Annotated in this window: 19 protein-coding genes; 3 read left to right on the top strand and 16 right to left on the bottom strand. The window is 60.7% G+C overall.

Translation table 11 applies throughout. The annotated features are described in order from the left end of the window. Positions 1-17 precede the first annotated feature (17 nt). The 16 genes from atpG to rpmH all read right to left on the bottom strand — a co-directional run bounded on the left by atpG (position 18) and on the right by rpmH (position 14,121). On the bottom strand, positions 18-878 hold the full coding sequence (gene atpG, locus CAG29_RS00660; protein ID WP_085579249.1) for a F0F1 ATP synthase subunit gamma: 861 nt from the start codon (positions 876-878) through the stop codon (positions 18-20). A 50-nt stretch (positions 879-928) separates the two neighbouring features. Then, on the bottom strand, positions 929-2,473 hold the full coding sequence (gene atpA / locus CAG29_RS00655; protein WP_085579251.1) for a F0F1 ATP synthase subunit alpha: 1,545 nt from the start codon (positions 2,471-2,473) through the stop codon (positions 929-931). 21 nt (positions 2,474-2,494) lie between these two features. Next, complete coding sequence (locus tag CAG29_RS00650; protein ID WP_085579253.1) at positions 2,495-3,031, bottom strand: F0F1 ATP synthase subunit delta; 537 nt, start codon at positions 3,029-3,031, stop codon at positions 2,495-2,497. A gap of 12 nt (positions 3,032-3,043) precedes the next feature. Next, positions 3,044-3,514, bottom strand: coding sequence for a F0F1 ATP synthase subunit B (locus tag CAG29_RS00645; RefSeq protein ID WP_085579255.1), 471 nt, complete (start codon positions 3,512-3,514; stop codon positions 3,044-3,046). A gap of 58 nt (positions 3,515-3,572) precedes the next feature. Then, positions 3,573-3,830, bottom strand: a complete 258-nt coding sequence (gene atpE / locus CAG29_RS00640) for a F0F1 ATP synthase subunit C (RefSeq protein ID WP_003097235.1) — start codon at positions 3,828-3,830, stop codon at positions 3,573-3,575. A 133-nt stretch (positions 3,831-3,963) separates the two neighbouring features. Then, positions 3,964-4,833, bottom strand: a complete 870-nt coding sequence (gene atpB, locus CAG29_RS00635; RefSeq protein ID WP_085579257.1) for a F0F1 ATP synthase subunit A — start codon at positions 4,831-4,833, stop codon at positions 3,964-3,966. Between the two features lie 16 nt (positions 4,834-4,849). Next, positions 4,850-5,257, bottom strand: coding sequence for a F0F1 ATP synthase subunit I (locus CAG29_RS00630; RefSeq protein WP_085579259.1), 408 nt, complete (start codon positions 5,255-5,257; stop codon positions 4,850-4,852). Between the two features lie 148 nt (positions 5,258-5,405). After that, positions 5,406-6,278 (bottom strand): ParB/RepB/Spo0J family partition protein, encoded by an 873-nt coding sequence (locus CAG29_RS00625; protein WP_085630347.1) that lies wholly within the window; start codon positions 6,276-6,278, stop codon positions 5,406-5,408. Between the two features lie 9 nt (positions 6,279-6,287). Then, positions 6,288-7,085 carry a ParA family protein gene (locus CAG29_RS00620; protein ID WP_085579263.1) on the bottom strand — a complete coding sequence of 266 codons (798 nt, stop codon included), beginning with the start codon at positions 7,083-7,085 and terminating at the stop codon, positions 6,288-6,290. A gap of 18 nt (positions 7,086-7,103) precedes the next feature. Beyond that, positions 7,104-7,748, bottom strand: coding sequence for a 16S rRNA (guanine(527)-N(7))-methyltransferase RsmG (gene rsmG, locus CAG29_RS00615; protein WP_085579265.1), 645 nt, complete (start codon positions 7,746-7,748; stop codon positions 7,104-7,106). Then, complete coding sequence (gene mnmG, locus CAG29_RS00610; protein ID WP_085579267.1) at positions 7,745-9,643, bottom strand: tRNA uridine-5-carboxymethylaminomethyl(34) synthesis enzyme MnmG; 1,899 nt, start codon at positions 9,641-9,643, stop codon at positions 7,745-7,747. The genes rsmG and mnmG overlap by 4 nt, the downstream gene beginning before the upstream one ends. 552 nt (positions 9,644-10,195) lie before the next feature. Next, the gene (mnmE, locus tag CAG29_RS00600; protein WP_085579270.1) at positions 10,196-11,566 is read right to left on the bottom strand and encodes a tRNA uridine-5-carboxymethylaminomethyl(34) synthesis GTPase MnmE; all 1,371 of its coding nucleotides are present in this window, start codon (positions 11,564-11,566) and stop codon (positions 10,196-10,198) included. Between the two features lie 79 nt (positions 11,567-11,645). Further along, on the bottom strand, positions 11,646-13,328 hold the full coding sequence (gene yidC / locus CAG29_RS00595) for a membrane protein insertase YidC (protein ID WP_085579272.1): 1,683 nt from the start codon (positions 13,326-13,328) through the stop codon (positions 11,646-11,648). 2 nt (positions 13,329-13,330) lie between these two features. Beyond that, the gene (yidD, locus tag CAG29_RS00590; RefSeq protein ID WP_085579274.1) at positions 13,331-13,576 is read right to left on the bottom strand and encodes a membrane protein insertion efficiency factor YidD; all 246 of its coding nucleotides are present in this window, start codon (positions 13,574-13,576) and stop codon (positions 13,331-13,333) included. Continuing rightward, a complete protein-coding gene (gene rnpA, locus CAG29_RS00585; protein WP_170929990.1) occupies positions 13,569-13,970 on the bottom strand; it encodes a ribonuclease P protein component in 402 nt (133 codons plus the stop codon). Before rnpA ends, yidD begins: the two co-directional genes overlap by 8 nt. Before the next feature lie 16 nt (positions 13,971-13,986). Continuing rightward, positions 13,987-14,121, bottom strand: a complete 135-nt coding sequence (gene rpmH / locus CAG29_RS00580) for a 50S ribosomal protein L34 (RefSeq protein WP_013793569.1) — start codon at positions 14,119-14,121, stop codon at positions 13,987-13,989. Between the two features lie 565 nt (positions 14,122-14,686). Here rpmH and dnaA point away from each other — a divergent pair. The 3 genes from dnaA to recF are packed head-to-tail and all read left to right on the top strand — an operon-like array spanning position 14,687 to position 18,471. After that, complete coding sequence (gene dnaA / locus CAG29_RS00575) at positions 14,687-16,210, top strand: chromosomal replication initiator protein DnaA (protein ID WP_085579278.1); 1,524 nt, start codon at positions 14,687-14,689, stop codon at positions 16,208-16,210. 39 nt (positions 16,211-16,249) lie between these two features. Beyond that, a complete protein-coding gene (dnaN, locus tag CAG29_RS00570) occupies positions 16,250-17,353 on the top strand; it encodes a DNA polymerase III subunit beta (RefSeq protein ID WP_085579280.1) in 1,104 nt (367 codons plus the stop codon). 14 nt (positions 17,354-17,367) lie between these two features. Further along, entirely contained in the window at positions 17,368-18,471 is a 1,104-nt protein-coding gene (recF, locus tag CAG29_RS00565; RefSeq protein WP_085579282.1) for a DNA replication/repair protein RecF, read from the top strand. Positions 18,472-18,474: the final 3 nt, after the last annotated feature.

The following is an 18,474-nucleotide window of genomic DNA, read 5'->3' as shown; positions in this document are numbered from 1 at the left end:
TCTGAATATTTGAACCGTTAAACCGCGGCAGCGCCGCCGACGATTTCCGAGATCTCTTGGGTGATCGCAGCCTGACGCGCCTTGTTGTAGATCAGCTGCAAATCGCTGATCAAATCACCGGCGTTGTCGGTGGCGTTCTTCATCGCGATCATCCGCGCAGCTTGTTCAGCCGCGTTGTTCTCGACCACCGCCTGGTACACCTGCGACTCCACGTAACGCACCATCAGGCCGTCAAGCAGCTCTTTGGCGTCCGGTTCGTAGAGATAGTCCCAGTGGTGCTTGAGTTCTTGATCCGGGGTCGCCACCAGTGGAATCAACTGCTCCACGGTCGGCGTCTGCGTCATGGTGTTGACGAACTTGTTGGACACCACGGACAGGCGGTCGATACGGCCTTCCAGGTAGGCATCCAGCATTACCTTGACGCTGCCGATCAGGTCATTGATCGACGGCTCTTCACCCAAGTGGCTGATGGCTGCGACGACGTTACCGCCGAAGTTGCGGAAAAACGCCGCACCCTTGCTGCCTACAACGCACAGATCAATCTCGACGCCGTTTTCGCGGTTTACCGTCATGTCCTTGACCAGGGCCTTGAACAGGTTGGTGTTCAAGCCGCCGCACAGACCACGGTCACTGCTCACCACGACATAGCCGACACGCTTCACTTCGCGGTCGATCATGAACGGATGGCGGTATTCCGGGTTGGCGTTGGCCAGATGCCCAATTACCTGGCGGATACGCTCCGCATAAGGACGGCTAGCAGCCATGCGCAGTTGTGCCTTGCGCATTTTGCTGACCGCCACTTTTTCCATGGCGCTGGTAATTTTTTGCGTGCTTTTGATGCTCGCAATCTTACTGCGAATCTCTTTTGCGCCTGCCATGTAACACCTATCAGGTTAGCAAGCGGGAGCCTTGCGGCTCCCGCTGCGGCTTACCAGGTTTGGGTGGCCTTGAACTTCTCGATACCGGCTTTGAGGCCAGCGTCGATTTCGTCATTGAAGTCACCCTTCACGTTGATCTTGGCCATCAAATCGGCGTGATCGCGGTTGAAGTAAGCAATCAGCGCTTGCTCGAAGCTGCCGACTTTGGCGATTTCGATGTCGGTCAGGAACCCACGCTCAGCGGCATACAGCGACAGCGACATGTCGGCGATCGACATCGGCGCGTATTGCTTCTGCTTCATCAGCTCGGTAACGCGCTGACCATGCTCGAGTTGCTTGCGGGTCGCTTCGTCCAGGTCCGATGCGAACTGGGCGAATGCCGCCAGTTCACGGTACTGGGCCAGCGCGGTACGGATACCGCCCGACAGCTTCTTGATGATCTTGGTCTGAGCGGCACCACCCACACGGGATACCGAAACACCGGCGTTCACTGCAGGGCGGATGCCCGAGTTGAACATGGCCGATTCCAGGAAGATCTGACCGTCGGTGATGGAGATCACGTTGGTCGGAACGAACGCGGAAACGTCGCCAGCCTGGGTTTCGATGATCGGCAGAGCGGTCAGGGAACCGGTTTTGCCGGTCACTGCGCCGTTGGTGAACTTCTCGACGTACTCTTCCGAAACGCGGGATGCGCGCTCCAGCAGACGGGAGTGGAGATAGAACACGTCGCCTGGGTACGCTTCGCGTCCTGGCGGACGGCGCAGCAGCAGGGAGATCTGACGGTAGGCTACGGCCTGCTTGGACAGGTCATCGTAGACGATCAGTGCGTCTTCACCGCGGTCACGGAAGAATTCGCCCATGGTGCAACCGGCGTAAGGAGCCAGGAATTGCAGTGCGGCGGATTCCGAGGCGCTGGCGGCAACGATGATGGTGTTGGCCAGTGCACCGTTCTCTTCCAGCTTGCGAACCACGTTGGCGATGGTCGATTGCTTCTGACCAACGGCTACGTAGACGCAGAAAATGCCGCTGTCTTTCTGGTTGATGATCGCGTCGATCGCCAGAGCGGTCTTGCCGATCTGACGGTCGCCGATGATCAGCTCACGCTGGCCACGGCCGACAGGGATCATGGCATCGACGGCCTTGTAGCCAGTCTGTACAGGCTGGTCTACCGACTTACGCCAGATCACGCCCGGAGCAACTTTCTCGACCGCGTCGGTCTCGGTGTTGTTCAGCGGACCCTTGCCGTCGACAGGGTTGCCCAGTGCGTCGACGACGCGACCCAGCAGTTCCTTACCGACAGGAACTTCCAGGATGCGGCCGGTGCACTTGGCGCTCATGCCTTCAGCCAGACTGGTGTACGCGCCCAGTACAACGGCACCTACGGAGTCTTGCTCCAGGTTGAGGGCCATACCGTAGACGCCGCCCGGAAACTCGATCATCTCGCCGTACATGACGTCGGCCAGACCGTGAATCCGCACGATGCCGTCAGATACGCTGACGACAGTGCCTTCGTTACGGGCTTGAGAGGTCACATCGAGCTTTTCGATGCGGCCCTTGATAATTTCACTAATTTCGGAAGGATTGAGTTGCTGCATTGCTCTGCTGCCCCTTCAAACTCAAGATTTCAATGCTTCGGCCAGTTTCGCGAGTTTGCCGCTAACTGAGCCATCGATAACCAGGTCGCCGGCGCGGATGACAACGCCCCCGATAAGGGAGCTGTCTTCCTCGACCTGCAGGCGCACTTCCCGGTTGAGTCGTGCACTGAGAACCTTGGCGAGTTTGTCTTGCTGTTCTTGGTTCAATGCGAATGCACTGGTGACTTCCACATCTACCGACTTCTCCTGCTCGGCCTTGTACAGGTCGAACAGGGCGGCGATCTCCGGCAACAGCGGGAGACGGTCGTTTTCGGCAACGACGTGGATGAAGTTCTGTGCCTTGTCATCAAACTTGTCGCCGCACACGTCAATGAACGTGGCGGCCTTTTCTGCGCTCGTCAGTCGCGGGGCCTTGAGCACGCGCTGCATGGTGCCGTCTTGCGACACCGCTGCTGCCAGGCCGAGCATGGCTGACCAATTGGCCAGTTGCTGGTGGGCCTGAGCGTGCTCGAAGGCCGCCTTAGCGTAAGGTCGGGCCAACGTGGTCAGTTCTGCCATGATCGCCCTCGCTTAGATTTCAGCAGCCAGTTGGTTAACCAGCTCTGCGTGCGCGTTTTGATCGATTGACTTGCCCAGGATCTTCGAAGCGCCGCCAACGGCCAGGCTGCCCACTTGGGCACGCAGCGCGTCTTTGACACTGTTCAGTTCCTGTTCGATCTCGGCCTGAGCCTGAGCCTTCACACGGTCAGCTTCGACGCGAGCCTGTTCACGGGCTTCGTCAACGATCTGGTTACCGCGCTTCTTGGCTTGCTCGATGATTTCAGCTGCCTGGGCTTTCGCTTCGCGCAGTTGCTGACCCGCTTTCTCTTGGGCCAACTCCAGGTCGCGAGCTGCACGGCTGGCAGCGTCCAGACCATCAGCGATCTTCTTTTGACGTTCGTGCAGAGCCGCGATGACCGGAGGCCATACGAACTTCATGCAGAACAGTACAAAAATCAGGAACGCAACGGACTGGCCAATCAGGGTCGCATTAATGTTCACGCCAACACCTCGCAGTTACGTTGTCCATCACACCAAATTACCCGGAAGATCCGAGTAATCAGCCAGCGATCTGACCAACGAACGGGTTCGCAAAGGTGAAGAACAGAGCGATACCAACACCGATCATGGTTACGGCGTCGAGCAGACCGGCAACGATGAACATTTTGACTTGCAGCATTGGAACCATTTCCGGCTGACGCGCAGCGCCTTCCAGGAACTTGCCGCCCAGCAGGCCGAAACCAATTGCGGTACCCAGTGCGCCCAGGCCGATCAACAGTGCAACAGCGATAGCGGTTAGACCAACTACAGTTTCCATCTTTCCTCCCGACTTTTACGTCGTATGGTTTAGGTTTTTTAGATTAAAGCGGTAAAACAAATCGTTTCAGAGGCCCCGTCAGGAGCCCCCTCCCGTTTGACCGGGAGGGACATCAGACCAGCCGAAGCTGCCCTTAATGGTTTTCTTCGTGCGCCATCGACAGGTAGACGATGGTCAGCATCATGAAGATGAACGCCTGCAGGGTGATGATCAGGATGTGGAACACAGCCCACGCCCACTGCAGCGCAACGCCCAGGCCGCTCAGCCACAGCAGGCCGGAGCCGAACATCACGGCGATCAGGATGAACACCAGCTCGCCGGCATACATGTTGCCGAACAGACGCAGTGCCAGAGAGATCGGTTTGGCGATCAGGGTCACGAACTCCAGCAGGAAGTTCACCGGGATCAGGAGCGCCTGGACCAGGATGTTCTTGCTGCCGAACGGGTGCAGGGTCAGCTCGCCGATGAAGCCGCCGATGCCCTTGACCTTGATGCTGTAGAAGATGATCAGTGCGAAAACCGAGAACGCCATGCCCAGGGTCGCGTTCGGGTCGGTGGTCGACACGGCGCGGAACGGGATGTGGTGGTCACCGGAGATCAGGATGGCCAGTTGAGGGATCCAGTCCACCGGCACCAGGTCGACGGCGTTCATCAGGAACACCCATACGAAGATGGTCAGCGCCAGCGGTGCGATCACCGGGCTGCGGCCGTGGAAGCTGTCCTTCACGCTGCCGTCGACGAACTCGACCAGGACTTCAACGAAGTTCTGCAGCGCGCCCGGCTGACCGGAGGTCGCCTTCTTGGCCGCCATGCGGAACAGGAATACGAAGATCAGGCCCAGGGCAACCGACCAGCCGAGGGTATCGACGTGGAAAGCCCAGAAACCCATTTCCTTGGCTTCTGCCGCGGTGTGGGCAAAGCCCCAGCCGCCGTTGGGTAGCTGACCGAAGGTCAGGTTCTGCAAGTGGTGCTGGATATAGCCCGAAGCCGTTGTTTCTGCCATGGTTGCCTCAAACGCCCTAAGGTCTCGAAAGTCTTGTTCTCATCAGCAGGGGAGCGAACCAGCTGACCGACTGGGTCAGCACGAACGCGCCGAACACAGCGATCGGCGCCAATGGCTTCACACCTGCAAACACCAGTGCAAACAGCACTGCCGTCAAAATCAGTTTGCCTGCCTCGCCGGCGTAAAAAGACCGGACGATGGACTGGGCTGCTCGGGCGCCGGAAAACCGAAATGCCTTGTGAGCGAAATAAACATTGGGCAGCAAGGCTATCAGGCCTCCGCAAAGACCCGAGTATCCGGCAACGACTCCGCGCCATTGCCAAAGCGCCAAAGCGGCGATCAGCAGAATGACCAACTGAGCCATCAACACCGGAAAAACCGCCAGGCGATGGAAAGGCAAGCGGTTTGGCGTGCGGGTTTCCATCACTGTTGCTCTCCAATGGTCGGCTGCCGAAATTCAATAACTTGGCATAATTTGTGCCGACAAAATGCGCGCAGAGTATAGGGGCGGTTCTGCCCCTATTCAACTGTCAGGTAGTGATTTCCGACTGCGCGCTACAAGAGGAATTGTTTCAGCGGATGTGTGCAAGCACGCCCTGAAGCTCGTCGAGGGAGTTGTAGCCGATCACCAGCTGACCCTTGCCCTTCTTGCCGTGGCGGATCTGCACCGCAGAGCCTAGGCGCTCGGCCAGACGCTGTTCGAGGCGGGCGATGTCCGGGTCCGGTTTGGCCGGCTCCGCAGGCTGCGGTTTGCCGCTGAGCCATTGCCGAACCAGTGCCTCGGTTTGGCGCACGGTGAGGCCGCGTGCGACAACATGTCGCGCCCCTTCGACCTGCTGATTGTCCGGCAAACCGAGCAAGGCACGGGCGTGCCCCATTTCCAGGTCACCGTGGGACAGCATGGTCTTGATCACTTCAGGCAAGGCGATCAGCCGCAGCAGGTTGGCCACCGTGACGCGGGACTTGCCCACCGCCTCGGCGACCTGTTGCTGGGTCAGCTGGAATTCCTGCTGCAGGCGCTGCAGGGCGATCGCTTCTTCGATCGGGTTCAGGTCTTCGCGCTGGATGTTCTCGATCAGCGCGATGGCGATGGCCGTTTCGTCCGGCACGTCGCGCACCATCGCCGGGATGGTTTCCTGCCCGGCCTGCTGGCTGGCGCGCCAGCGGCGCTCGCCGGCGATGATTTCGAAGCGGCCGCTGCCGATGGGGCGCACCACGATCGGCTGCATCACGCCCTGGGCCTTGATCGATTGCGCCAGCTCTTCGAGCGCTTGCGGATCCATGTCCCGGCGCGGTTGGTACTTGCCGCGCTGGAGCAGGTCCAGCGGCAGGTGCTGCAGTTCGCGCAGATCGGCCTGCGCCGCCTGCTCTTCCAGTGCGCTGACGCTCGGACCGCTCAGCAGTGCATCCAGTCCACGTCCGAGACCTCGTTTCTTGACGGCCATGGGGATTCCTTAAGTTGGCTGGGCGGCGGCGATGCGTGAATTCTTGCGCTGACGGCGAACCATCTCGCCGGCCAGGGCCAGGTAGGCCAGCGCACCGCGCGATTGCTTGTCGTAGGCCAGGGCCGGCATGCCGTAGCTCGGCGCTTCGGCCAGGCGCACGTTGCGCGGGATCACCGTGTCGTACAGCTGATCGCCGAAGTGCTCCTTGAGCTGCGCGGAGACGTCGTTCATCAGGCTCAGGCGCGGGTCGAACATGGTGCGCAGCAGCCCCTCGATCTTGAGGTTGGGGTTCAGCAGTTCAGCGATGCGCTTGATGTTATCCACAAGGTCGCTCAAGCCTTCGAGCGCGTAGTACTCGCACTGCATGGGGATGATCACGCCATCGGCGGCCACCAGCGCGTTGAGCGTCAGCATCGACAGCGACGGCGGGCAGTCGATCAGGATGTAGTCGTAGTTCTCGCGGATCGGCGCCAGGGCGCTGCGCAGACGGCTTTCCTTCATCTGCATTTCCAGGAGTACGACTTCCGCCGCGGTCAGGTCGCGGTTGGCCGGCAGCAGCTGATAACCGCCGTGCTCGGAAAAGTGCATGGCCTGGGCCAGGTCGCATTCGCCGATCAGCAAGTCGTAGACCGAGTTTTCCAGGCCATGTTTATCCACACCGCTACCCATGGTGGCGTTGCCCTGTGGATCGAGATCGATCAGCAGCACCCGGCGCTTGGTCGCGACCAGGGATGCTGCGAGGTTGATGCAGGTGGTGGTCTTGCCCACACCACCCTTCTGGTTCGCTATCGCGAATACCTTAGCCATTCTTGCTTGTGTTCCCAATCATGCCGTGCGGCGCAGTATCAGCAGATGGCGTTGGCCTTGGCAACCGGGTACGGCCAGGGCGTGTTCGCTATCGAGTTTGAAGTCTGCCGGCAATGCTACCAGCTCATCGGCCGGATGGACGCCCTTCATTGCCAGCCAGCGGGTGTCGGCGTCGCCGAGGTGGCGGGTCCAGCCGGTGAAGTTCTCCATGCTGCTGAACGCCCGGGAAATGATCCCGTTGAACGGCTGCGCAGGCTGGAAGGCCTCGACCCGGCTGTGGACAACTTGCAGGTTATCCAGTTTGAGCTCGAGTTTGACCTGGGTCAGGAAGCGGGTCTTCTTGCCGTTGGCGTCCAGGCACGTCACTTGTGCGTCCGGATACAGGATCGACAACGGGATGCCCGGCATGCCGCCGCCGCTGCCCACATCCAGCCAACGGCCGTTTTCGATGAACGGCATCACGCTCAGGCTGTCGAGCAGGTGACGGGAAACCATCTCGTCCGGATCGCGCACGGCGGTCAGGTTGTAGGCCTGGTTCCATTTGATCAACAGGGCCAGGTAACCCAGCAGTTTCTCGTGCTGGGTTTCGCTGAGGTTGACACCGAGCGCACGGGCTCCTGTGGATAACTCTTCGGCGTGTTGCGAAGTGACCTTAGAACTCAAGCGCTTTGCTCCAACTGACGGCCCGCGCCGCGTTTTTTCAAATGAATCATCAACAGGGAAATCGCCGCCGGGGTGACGCCCGGAATCCGCGACGCCTGGCCCAGGGTCTCAGGGCGGGTCGCGCCGAGCTTGCCCTGGATCTCCTTGGAGAGACCGGAAATGCTCGCGTAATCGATATCCACAGGCAGTTTCGTGTCTTCGCTGGCGCGCAGGCGGGCGATCTCGTCCTGCTGCCGGTCGATGTAACCGGCGTACTTGGTCTTGATCTCGACCTGTTCGGCGACCTGTGGATCTTCGGCGCCCTGCCCGGTCACTTCGACCAGACCAGCGTAGTCGATTTCCGGACGGCTCAAGAGGTTGAGCAAGTTGTATTCGTGGGTCAGCGGCGTGCCGAACTTTTCGGCGATCGCATCGCCCTGGGGTGTGCCCGGGCGAACCCAGGTGCTTTTCAGCCGCTGCTCTTCCAGCTCGATGCCTTCGCGCTTCTTGCAGAACGCCGCCCAGCGCGCGTCGTCGACCAGGCCGAGTTCGCGGCCTTTTTCGGTCAGGCGCAGGTCGGCGTTGTCCTCGCGCAGGATCAGGCGGTACTCGGCACGGGAAGTGAACATGCGGTACGGCTCTTGGGTGCCGAGGGTGATCAGGTCGTCGACCAGCACGCCGATGTACGCCTCGTCGCGGCGCGGGCACCAGGCTTCTTTGCCCTTGGCCCGCAGCGCGGCGTTGGCGCCGGCCAGCAGACCTTGGGCGCCGGCCTCTTCGTAGCCGGTGGTGCCGTTGATCTGGCCGGCGAAGAACAGGCCGCCGATGACTTTGGTCTCCAGGCTGTACTTCAGGTCGCGGGGGTCGAAGTAGTCGTACTCGATCGCATAGCCCGGCCGCACGATGTGCGCGTTCTCCATGCCGCGGATCGATTGCACGATCTGCAGCTGCACGTCGAACGGCAGGCTTGTGGATATCCCGTTCGGGTACAGCTCATGGGTGGTCAGGCCTTCAGGTTCGATGAACACCTGATGGCTTTCCTTGTCGGCGAAACGGTGGATCTTGTCTTCGATCGACGGGCAGTAGCGCGGGCCGATGCCCTCGATCTCGCCGGCGTCGGAGTACATCGGCGAACGGTCGAGGTTCGCCGCGATGATCTCGTGGGTGCGCGCGTTGGTGTGGGTGATCCAGCAGCTGACCTGCCGCGGATGCTGTTCCTTGTTGCCCAGGAACGACATGACCGGGATCGGCGTGTCGCCCGGCTGCTCGGTCATCACCGAGAAATCCACAGACCGGCCGTCGATGCGCGGCGGCGTACCGGTCTTCAGGCGGCCGACGCGCAGCGGCAGCTCACGCAGGCGACGGGCCAGGGCGATCGAGGGCGGATCGCCGGCGCGGCCGCCGGAATAATTCTGCAGGCCGATGTGGATAAGTCCGCCGAGGAACGTGCCGGTGGTCAGCACCACGGAATCGGCGAAGAAACGCAGACCCATTTGGGTGACGACACCGCGCACTTGTTCCTGCTCGACGATCAGGTCGTCGGCGGCCTGTTGGAATATCCACAGGTTGGGCTGGTTTTCCAGGATCTCGCGGACAGCGGCCTTGTACAGGATCCGGTCGGCTTGTGCGCGGGTCGCCCGCACCGCCGGGCCTTTGCGGCTGTTCAATACGCGGAACTGAATGCCGCCCAGATCGGTGGCCATGGCCATCGCGCCGCCGAGGGCGTCGATTTCCTTGACCAGATGGCTCTTGCCGATGCCGCCGATGGCCGGGTTGCAGCTCATGGCGCCGAGGGTTTCCACGTTGTGCGTCAGCAACAGGGTCTTTGCCCCCATGCGCGCTGACGCCAGTGCTGCCTCGGTACCGGCATGACCGCCGCCGATGACGATCACTTCAAAACGGGAAGGGAAATCCACCACGCACCTCGTGCCTGCTTAAGTAGGTATTTAAGGAAAAATTCGATCTCAGGTTTCTGGACCTGGTCGGCAAGTATAGGGACTTCGCCTTTCCTAAAGAACCCTTTGCACAAAATTTAACCAGCTGTGGAAAAATCGCGGACAAAAAAATTAAAAAGGAAAGAAATGTATAAAACCTTGTTTTTATGTTTATTCTTAGGCCCGCCCCTATCTGTGGATAACAGGCTGAACGCCTTTGTTTTCAATCTGTACAGAGATTCATAAGTCTGTGTCCATGTGCCACGGAGCCATTGGGATAACCGCCTTAAGCCTGTGGATGAAAGGGGTCGTTATCCACAGATGCGGTTATATCCAGTTTTCAGGCCCTGTTATCAACTGACCTCATCGGCAGTTATTCACAGGGCTTAATCCACAGAAATCAGACGAACGAGAACGCTCCGGGCATGGAAAATCCGACCGGGCAGAACGTGTCTGGCCGACGTTTGAGAGAGGAATGATGGGAAGGAAGGGCAGACAGGCCGCGATTGGGCCTGTCTATGGGAGACGGCTGGATTACTTGCCGATGCAGAAGCTGGAGAAGATTCGTCCCAGCAGGTCGTCCGAACTGAACGCGCCGGTGATTTCCCCCAGGGATTGCTGGGCCTGGCGCAAGTCTTCGGCCAGCAGTTCACCGGCGCCGGCGAGGGTCAGTTGCGCGCGGCCGTGCTCCAGCGCCGCACTGGCGTGACGCAGGGCTTCGAGGTGCCGGCGTCGGGCGCTGAAGCTGCTTTCCGCCGTCTGTTCGTAGCCCATGCAGGCCTTGAGGTGTTCGCGCAGCAACTCAAGCCCCTCGCCCGCCGACTTCGCACTGAGGCTGATCGTGACATGGCCATCGTCGCTGACCTCCAGGGCGATCGCCTCCCCGGTCAGGTCAGCCTTGTTGCGGATCAGGGTCACGCGGGCCGGATCCGGCTTCGTTTCCAGGAATTCCGGCCACAGAGCGAACGGATCGGCGGCCTCCGGCGCGGTGGCGTCGACCACCAGCAGCACCCGGTCCGCTTCATTGATGGCTTTGAGGGCGCGTTCGACGCCGATCTTTTCCACATGGTCGTCGGTGTCGCGCAGGCCGGCGGTGTCCACGACATGCAACGGCATGCCGTCGATGTGGATATGTTCGCGCAGAATGTCCCGGGTCGTGCCGGCGATCTCGGTCACGATCGCCGCTTCCCGGCCGGCCAGCGCATTGAGCAGGCTGGATTTGCCGGCATTCGGCCGACCGGCGATCACGACGGTCATGCCGTCGCGCAACAATGCGCCCTGCCCGGCTTCACGGAGCACGGTGGACAAGTCGTCACGCACCTTGTCGAGCATACTCAGCACATGGCCATCGGCGAGAAAGTCGATCTCTTCCTCGGGGAAGTCGATGGCGGCCTCCACATAGATGCGCAGGCCGATCAGTTGCTCGGTGAGTTCATGCACACGCTGGGAGAACGCACCCTGCAGGGAGCGCAACGCATTGCGCGCCGCTTGTGCGGAACTGGCTTCGATCAGGTCGGCGATGGCCTCTGCCTGAGCCAGGTCGAGCTTGTCGTTGAGGAACGCGCGTTCGCTGAATTCGCCGGGGCGCGCCAGTCGGCAGCCCAGTTCCAGGCAGCGCTTGAGCAGCATGTCCAGCACGATCGGGCCGCCATGGCCCTGCAGTTCCAGCACGTCCTCGCCGGTGAAGGAATTGGGGCCCGGGAAATACAGCGCCAGTCCTTCGTCCAGCACCTCTCGGTCGGCGCTGAAGAACGGGCCGTAGTGGGCGAACCGGGGTTTCAGTTCGCGGCCGCTGATGGCTTTCGCCGCGGCACCGGCCAGCGGGCCGGAAATGCGGACGATGCCCACACCGCCGCGCCCCTGGGCAGTGGCGACGGCGGCGATGGTTTCACGAGGTGCGCTCATAAACCGGTATCCAGACAAAAGTGGCAGATAGCAAAACGCCCCACTAGGGGGCGTTTTGAGTGGTTATCCACAGAGTAAGTTACGCCTCGGCTTTTTTCGTCGCCGATTCGATCTTACGCGTGATGTACCACTGTTGGGCAATCGACAGGCAGTTGTTCACAACCCAGTACAGCACCAGACCGGCCGGGAACCACAGGAAGAAGAAGGTGAAGATGATCGGCATCATTTTCATCACCTTGGCCTGCATCGGATCCGGCGGCGTCGGGTTCAGCTTCTGCTGGATGAACATGGTGGCGCCCATGATGATCGGCAGGATGAAGAACGGATCCTTGATCGACAGGTCGGTGATCCACAGCATGAACGGCGCCTGGCGCATTTCCACGCTTTCGAGCAGTACCCAGTACAGCGAGAGGAAGACCGGCATCTGCACCAGGATCGGCAGGCAGCCGCCCAGCGGGTTGATCTTCTCTTTCTTGTACAGCTCCATCATGGCTTGCGACATTTTCTGCCGGTCGTCGCCATGCTGTTCCTTCAGTGCAGCCAGTTTCGGCGCCACGGCGCGCATGCGGGCCATGGACTTGTAGCTGGCGGCCGACAGCGGGAAGAACAGACCCTTGATCAGCATGGTCAGGAAGATGATCGACCAGCCCCAGTTGCCGACGATGCTGTGGATATGTTGCAGCAGCCAGAAGATCGGCTGGGCGATGAACCACAGGATGCCGTAGTCGACGGTCAGTTCCAGGCCTGGGGACAACTCTTTCAGGACGGCCTGGCTCTTTGGACCTGCGTACAGCACGGCGCTGGTTTCGACCTTGGCGCCTGGCGCAGCGGTCAATGTGGAGCCGGTGTAGCCGATGATGTAGTTGCCTTTGCTGTCCTTGCGGGTCTGGACGATGTTGCTTTCGCCCTTCGGAGCCACCCACGCGGTCACGAAGTAGTGCTGCAGCCAGGCGACCCAACCACCGTTGACGGTTTCCTTGAGCTGACCTTTGTCCATGTCCTTCATGGACACTTTCTTGTACGGCTCGGAACTTGTCCACAGAGCGGCGCCCAGGTAGGTCGCGGTGCCGGTGGCAGTTGTGGACGACGGATCGGCGCTGGCGTCACGCTTGAGCTGGGCGAACATCGCGCCAGTCCAGGGTTGTGCGCTCTGGTTGTCGATCAGGTAGGAAACGGTCACGTCGTACAGGCCGCGCTTCAGGGTGAAACGCTTGATGTAGTTGACGCCGTCCTTGCTGAACTTCAGGTCGACGACCAGTTGGTCCTGGCCGTCGGCCAGTTGATAAGTCTTCTTCTCCGACGCGTACAGCGGACGGCCGGCCGGGTTCGCGTCCGGGCCGTTGGTGCCGATCAGGCCGCTTTGCGCCAGGTAGATGCGCTCGCCGCCGTTGTCGAACAGCTGGAACGGCACGTCCGGACGGTCCTGGCGACGCGGATACAGCGGCAGGGTCAGTTGAGCGACGTCGCCACCCTGTGGATCGATCGCCAGATCGAGCACGTCGGTCTTGATCTGGATCAGGTCCTTGCTGACGGCGACCGGCGCTTCGGCGGGCGCGTTGCTGTCGCTCGCGGCGTGCGGAATGTCGTCGTTGGCGGAGGCGTTATTGCCGGTTGCGGTGTCCGGCAAGCCAGATGTGGTCGTGCTCGAGGCAACATTCTGAGTCGGCAGGGCAGTTTGACCGTAGTCCTGGTTCCATTTAAGGACCATGACGTAGGACACGATTGCCAGGGCGACGATCAGGACCGTGCGTTTGATATCCATGATTACTCGGCCATCGAAGAAGAACGGGAGGTAGGGACAGGTGGAACCGGGTCATAACCACCGGGATTCCACGGATGACAGCGACCTAAACGACGAAAGGTCAGCCAGCCACCGCGCAGAAGGCCATGATTTTCGATGGCTTCGTACGCGTAGCAAGAACAGCTGGGGTAAAAACGACAGTGACTGGCCATCAGCGGACTAATGGCATAGCGATAGAACCGGATCGGAACGAGCGCCAGTTTACGCATCTGGACTGTCAGCCCCCACAGTTTCGGTTTTGGCTGGAGATGCCGGCTTGTTGCGCGCCAGGCGTTTCCAGAGCTTGCCGAAATGTTGGATCAATTCGGGGTTTTCAACATCGCCCAAACCTTTGCGCGCGACGATGACGATGTCCCAGCCGACCAGTGAATCCTGGTTCAGACGGAACGACTCGCGCATCAGGCGTTTGAGGCGATTGCGCTCGACGGAGAGCTTTACGCTCTTTTTCCCGATGACCAGCCCGAGGCGGGGGTGATCGAGATCGTTGTTGCGCGCAAGGAGCAGGAGATTTTTCCCCGGAACCTTGCCGGTAGGGGAGTCAAAGACTGCCTTGAAGTGCCGGGGTGTAAGCAGACGCTTTTCCCGACTGAAGTCCTGACTCACCTCCAGTACCGGGATATCAAACGGTCAGACGCGCACGGCCTTTGGCGCGGCGACGCGACAGGACGGCACGACCGTTCTTGGTGGCCATGCGAGCACGGAAACCGTGGGTACGAGCGCGTTTGATAGTGCTTGGTTGGAAAGTACGTTTCATGTCGTGTTACCTGGTTCGTCCACAACGGCCGGAATGGCCCCTGTTTTAAGAGACCGGGGATTCTAGAGAAAGCAAGTCCTCAGGTCAATTTCCAACCAACGTTTCCTTATGGACAGATCGTCATCGGCTTTCTGGCTTGAGAACCCGGTGGCAAACATAAAAATAAAGAAACGAAGAATTTAAAGCTTTTCTGTAAAGCTTGTTAAAGCTAGTGTGGCCTTCCTTTGTGGATAACTACTCTGAGGCCTTATTCCATCTGATGTACAGAGAATGACAACTAGGCTGGAAAACCGTGGTCAGCCTGTGCCGCGAGGCCGGAAAACCTGTGTGTGCAATGGATGGTTATCCACAGGCCGGTTATCCACGCGCTTTTGCCCCCAGTTGTCCAGTGCCCTCATCGGCGGTTATCCACAGAGCTCCCTGGAGCACCGTCGGTCGCCTTTTTCCCGGTTAACGCATTGATAATTCGCCTCCATCGGGTCACCTGCGTGTGGATAAGTGGACGGCTGGCCGCTACAATGGCCGCTTGTTTTTGCCTCACCGGCTTTCAACTTAGGGGATCTCCGTGTCAGTGGAACTTTGGCAGCAGTGCGTGGAGCTTTTGCGCGAAGAGCTGCCTGCCCAGCAATTCAACACTTGGATCCGTCCACTGCAGGTCGAAGCCGAAGGCGACGAGTTGCGCGTCTATGCGCCCAACCGTTTTGTTCTGGACTGGGTCAACGAAAAGTACCTGGGACGCGTCCTCGAGCTGCTGGATGAGCACGGCAACGGCATGGCGCCGGCGCTTTCCTTATTAATAGGCAGCAAACGCAGCTCGGCCCCCCGCGCCGCGCCGAACGCCCCGTTGGCGGCCGCAGCGGCACAGGCCCAGGTGAATGCGGCGCCTGCCGCGCCCGCACCGGCCCCGGTGGCAGCGCCGGCCAAGCGTGCTGCGCAGAAGGCCGAAGCCGAAGAAGTCATCGAGGAGCCGTCGCGCGACAGTTTCGATCCGATGGCCGGCGCCGCTTCCCAGCAGGCCCCGGTGCGCACCGAACAGCGCACCGTGCAGGTCGAGGGCGCCCTCAAGCACACCAGCTACCTGAACCGCACCTTCACCTTCGAGAACTTCGTCGAAGGCAAGTCCAACCAGCTCGCCCGTGCGGCGGCCTGGCAGGTGGCGGACAACCCCAAGCACGGCTACAACCCGCTGTTCCTGTACGGCGGCGTCGGCCTGGGTAAGACCCACTTGATGCACGCGGTGGGCAACCACCTGTTGAAGAAGAACCCGAACGCCAAGGTCGTGTACCTGCATTCCGAGCGTTTCGTGGCCGACATGGTCAAGGCGCTGCAACTGAACGCGATCAACGAGTTCAAGCGGTTCTACCGTTCGGTGGACGCCCTGCTGATCGACGACATCCAGTTCTTCGCCCGCAAGGAACGCTCCCAGGAGGAGTTTTTCCACACCTTCAACGCCTTGCTTGAAGGTGGCCAGCAGGTGATCCTCACCAGCGACCGCTATCCGAAGGAGATCGAAGGCCTCGAAGAGCGCCTGAAGTCCCGTTTCGGCTGGGGCCTGACCGTGGCGGTCGAGCCTCCGGAACTGGAGACCCGCGTCGCGATCCTGATGAAGAAGGCCGACCAGGCCAAGGTCGAGCTGCCCCACGATGCGGCGTTCTTCATCGCCCAGCGCATCCGTTCCAACGTCCGTGAGCTCGAAGGCGCGCTCAAGCGCGTGATCGCCCACTCGCACTTCATGGGCCGCGAGATCACCATCGAGCTGATCCGCGAATCCCTCAAGGATCTGTTGGCGCTGCAGGACAAGCTGGTCTCTGTGGATAACATTCAGCGCACCGTCGCCGAGTACTACAAGATCAAGATCTCCGATCTGCTGTCCAAGCGCCGTTCGCGCTCGGTGGCGCGCCCGCGTCAGGTCGCCATGGCGTTGTCCAAGGAACTGACCAACCACAGCCTGCCGGAAATCGGCGATGTGTTCGGCGGCCGCGACCACACCACCGTTCTGCACGCCTGCCGCAAGATCAACGAACTTAAGGAATCCGACGCGGACATCCGCGAGGACTACAAGAACCTGCTGCGTACACTGACCACTTGATGAACGCCAGCGCAGCTTATTGAGGCAAGGGACTAGACCATGCATTTCACCATTCAACGCGAAGCCCTGTTGAAACCCCTGCAACTGGTCGCAGGTGTCGTCGAACGCCGACAGACCTTGCCGGTGCTGTCCAACGTGCTGCTGGTCGTCGACGGCCAGCAGCTGTCGCTGACCGGCACGGACCTTGAAGTCGAGCTGGTCGGCCGCGTGCAGCTCGAAGAGCCTGCGGAAACCGGCTCCATCACCGTGCCTGCGCGCAAGCTGATGGACATCTGCAAGAGCCTGCCGAACGACGCGCTGATCGACATCAAGGTCGACGAGCAGAAACTGGTGGTGAAGGCCGGCCGCAGCCGCTTCACCCTGTCGACCCTGCCGGCCAACGATTTCCCGACCGTGGAAGAAGGCCCGGGCTCGCTGACCACCAGCCTTGAGCAAAGCAAGCTGCGTCGCCTGATCGAGCGCACCAGCTTCGCCATGGCCCAGCAGGACGTGCGCTACTACCTCAACGGCATGCTGCTGGAAGTGTCCACCGGCGTGATCCGCGCCGTGGCCACCGACGGTCACCGCCTGGCGATGTGCTCGATGCAGGCCGACATCGGCCAGCAGGACCGCCACCAGGTGATCGTGCCGCGCAAAGGCATCCTGGAACTGGCGCGCCTGCTCACCGAGCCGGACGGCAACGTCAGCATCGTGCTGGGCCAGCACCACATCCGCGCGACCACCGGCGAATTCACCTTCACCTCGAAACTGGTGGACGGCAAGTTCCCGGACTACGAGCGCGTCCTGCCCAAGGGTGGCGACAAGCTGGTGCTGGGCGACCGCCAGGCCCTGCGTGAGGCGTTCAGCCGTACCGCGATCCTGTCCAACGAGAAGTACCGCGGTATCCGTCTGCAACTGGCCAGCGGCCAGCTGAAGATCCAGGCCAACAACCCGGAGCAGGAAGAGGCGGAAGAAGAAGTGGGCGTGGAATACAACGGCAGCTCGCTGGAGATCGGCTTCAACGTCAGCTATCTGCTGGACGTGCTGGGCGTGATGACCACCGAGCAGGTTCGCCTGATCCTGTCCGACTCCAACAGCAGTGCGCTGGTGCAGGAATCCGACAACGACGATTCGGCTTACGTTGTCATGCCGATGCGTCTGTAATCAGCGCCAACTAGATGTCGCTCAGTCGCGTCTCGGTCACCGCGGTGCGCAATCTGCACCCGGTGACCTTCTCCCCCTCTCCCCGCATCAACATCCTTTACGGCGCCAACGGCAGCGGCAAAACCAGTGTCCTGGAAGCCATTCACCTGCTGGGGCTTGCCCGTTCGTTTCGCAGCACGCGGCTGTTGCCGGTCATTCAGCACGAACAGCTCAGCTGCACCGTGTTCGGCCAGGTCGAGCTGGCCGAAGGCGGACACAGCGCGCTGGGGATATCCCGCGACCGCCAGGGTGAGTTCCAGATCCGCATCGACGGGCAGAACGCCCGCAGCGCTGCGCAACTGGCGGAAATCCTGCCGCTGCAGTTGATCAACCCGGACAGTTTTCGCCTTCTGGAAGGCGCGCCGAAGATCCGCCGGCAGTTTCTGGACTGGGGCGTGTTCCACGTCGAACCGCGGTTCATGGCCACTTGGCAGCGTTTGCAGAAGGCCTTGCGCCAGAGAAACTCCTGGCTGCGGCATGGTACACTTGACGCCGTTTCGCAAGCGGTTTGGGACAGGGAACTGTGCCAGGCCAGCGCTGAAATCGATGAATACCGCCGCGCTTACATCAAAGCCTTGAAACCGGTCTTTGAACAGACCTTGAGCGAACTGGTTGAGCTCGAGGGTTTGACGCTCAGCTATTACCGGGGCTGGGACAAGGATCGGGAACTGAGCGCCGTGCTTGCCGGCTCCCTGCAACGGGATCAGCAGATGGGCCATACCCAGGCCGGGCCGCAACGCGCTGACCTGCGCCTTCGATTGGGTGCGCACAACGCCGCGGACATCTTGTCCCGGGGGCAGCAGAAGCTGGTGGTCTGCGCCTTGCGGATCGCCCAGGGGCACCTGGTGAGCCAGGCCCGTCGCGGGCAGTGTATTTATCTGGTGGATGACTTGCCGTCCGAGCTGGACGAGCAGCACCGCCGTGCGCTGTGCCGCTTGCTGGAAGACTTACGCTGCCAGGTCTTTATCACCTGTGTAGACCACGAATTTTTGAGGGAAGGCTGGCAGACGGAAACGCCAGTCGCTCTGTTCCACGTGGAACAGGGCCGTATCACCCAGACCCACGACCATCGGGAGTGAAGG

It is taken from the genome of Pseudomonas sp. B7(2017) (genome assembly GCF_002112745.1).
GTDB classification, from domain to species: Bacteria; Pseudomonadota; Gammaproteobacteria; order Pseudomonadales; family Pseudomonadaceae; genus Aquipseudomonas; species Aquipseudomonas ekonensis.
The sequence above is the reverse complement of the archived record's forward strand: the minus strand, read 5'-3'. Positions and strand labels throughout refer to the sequence as shown.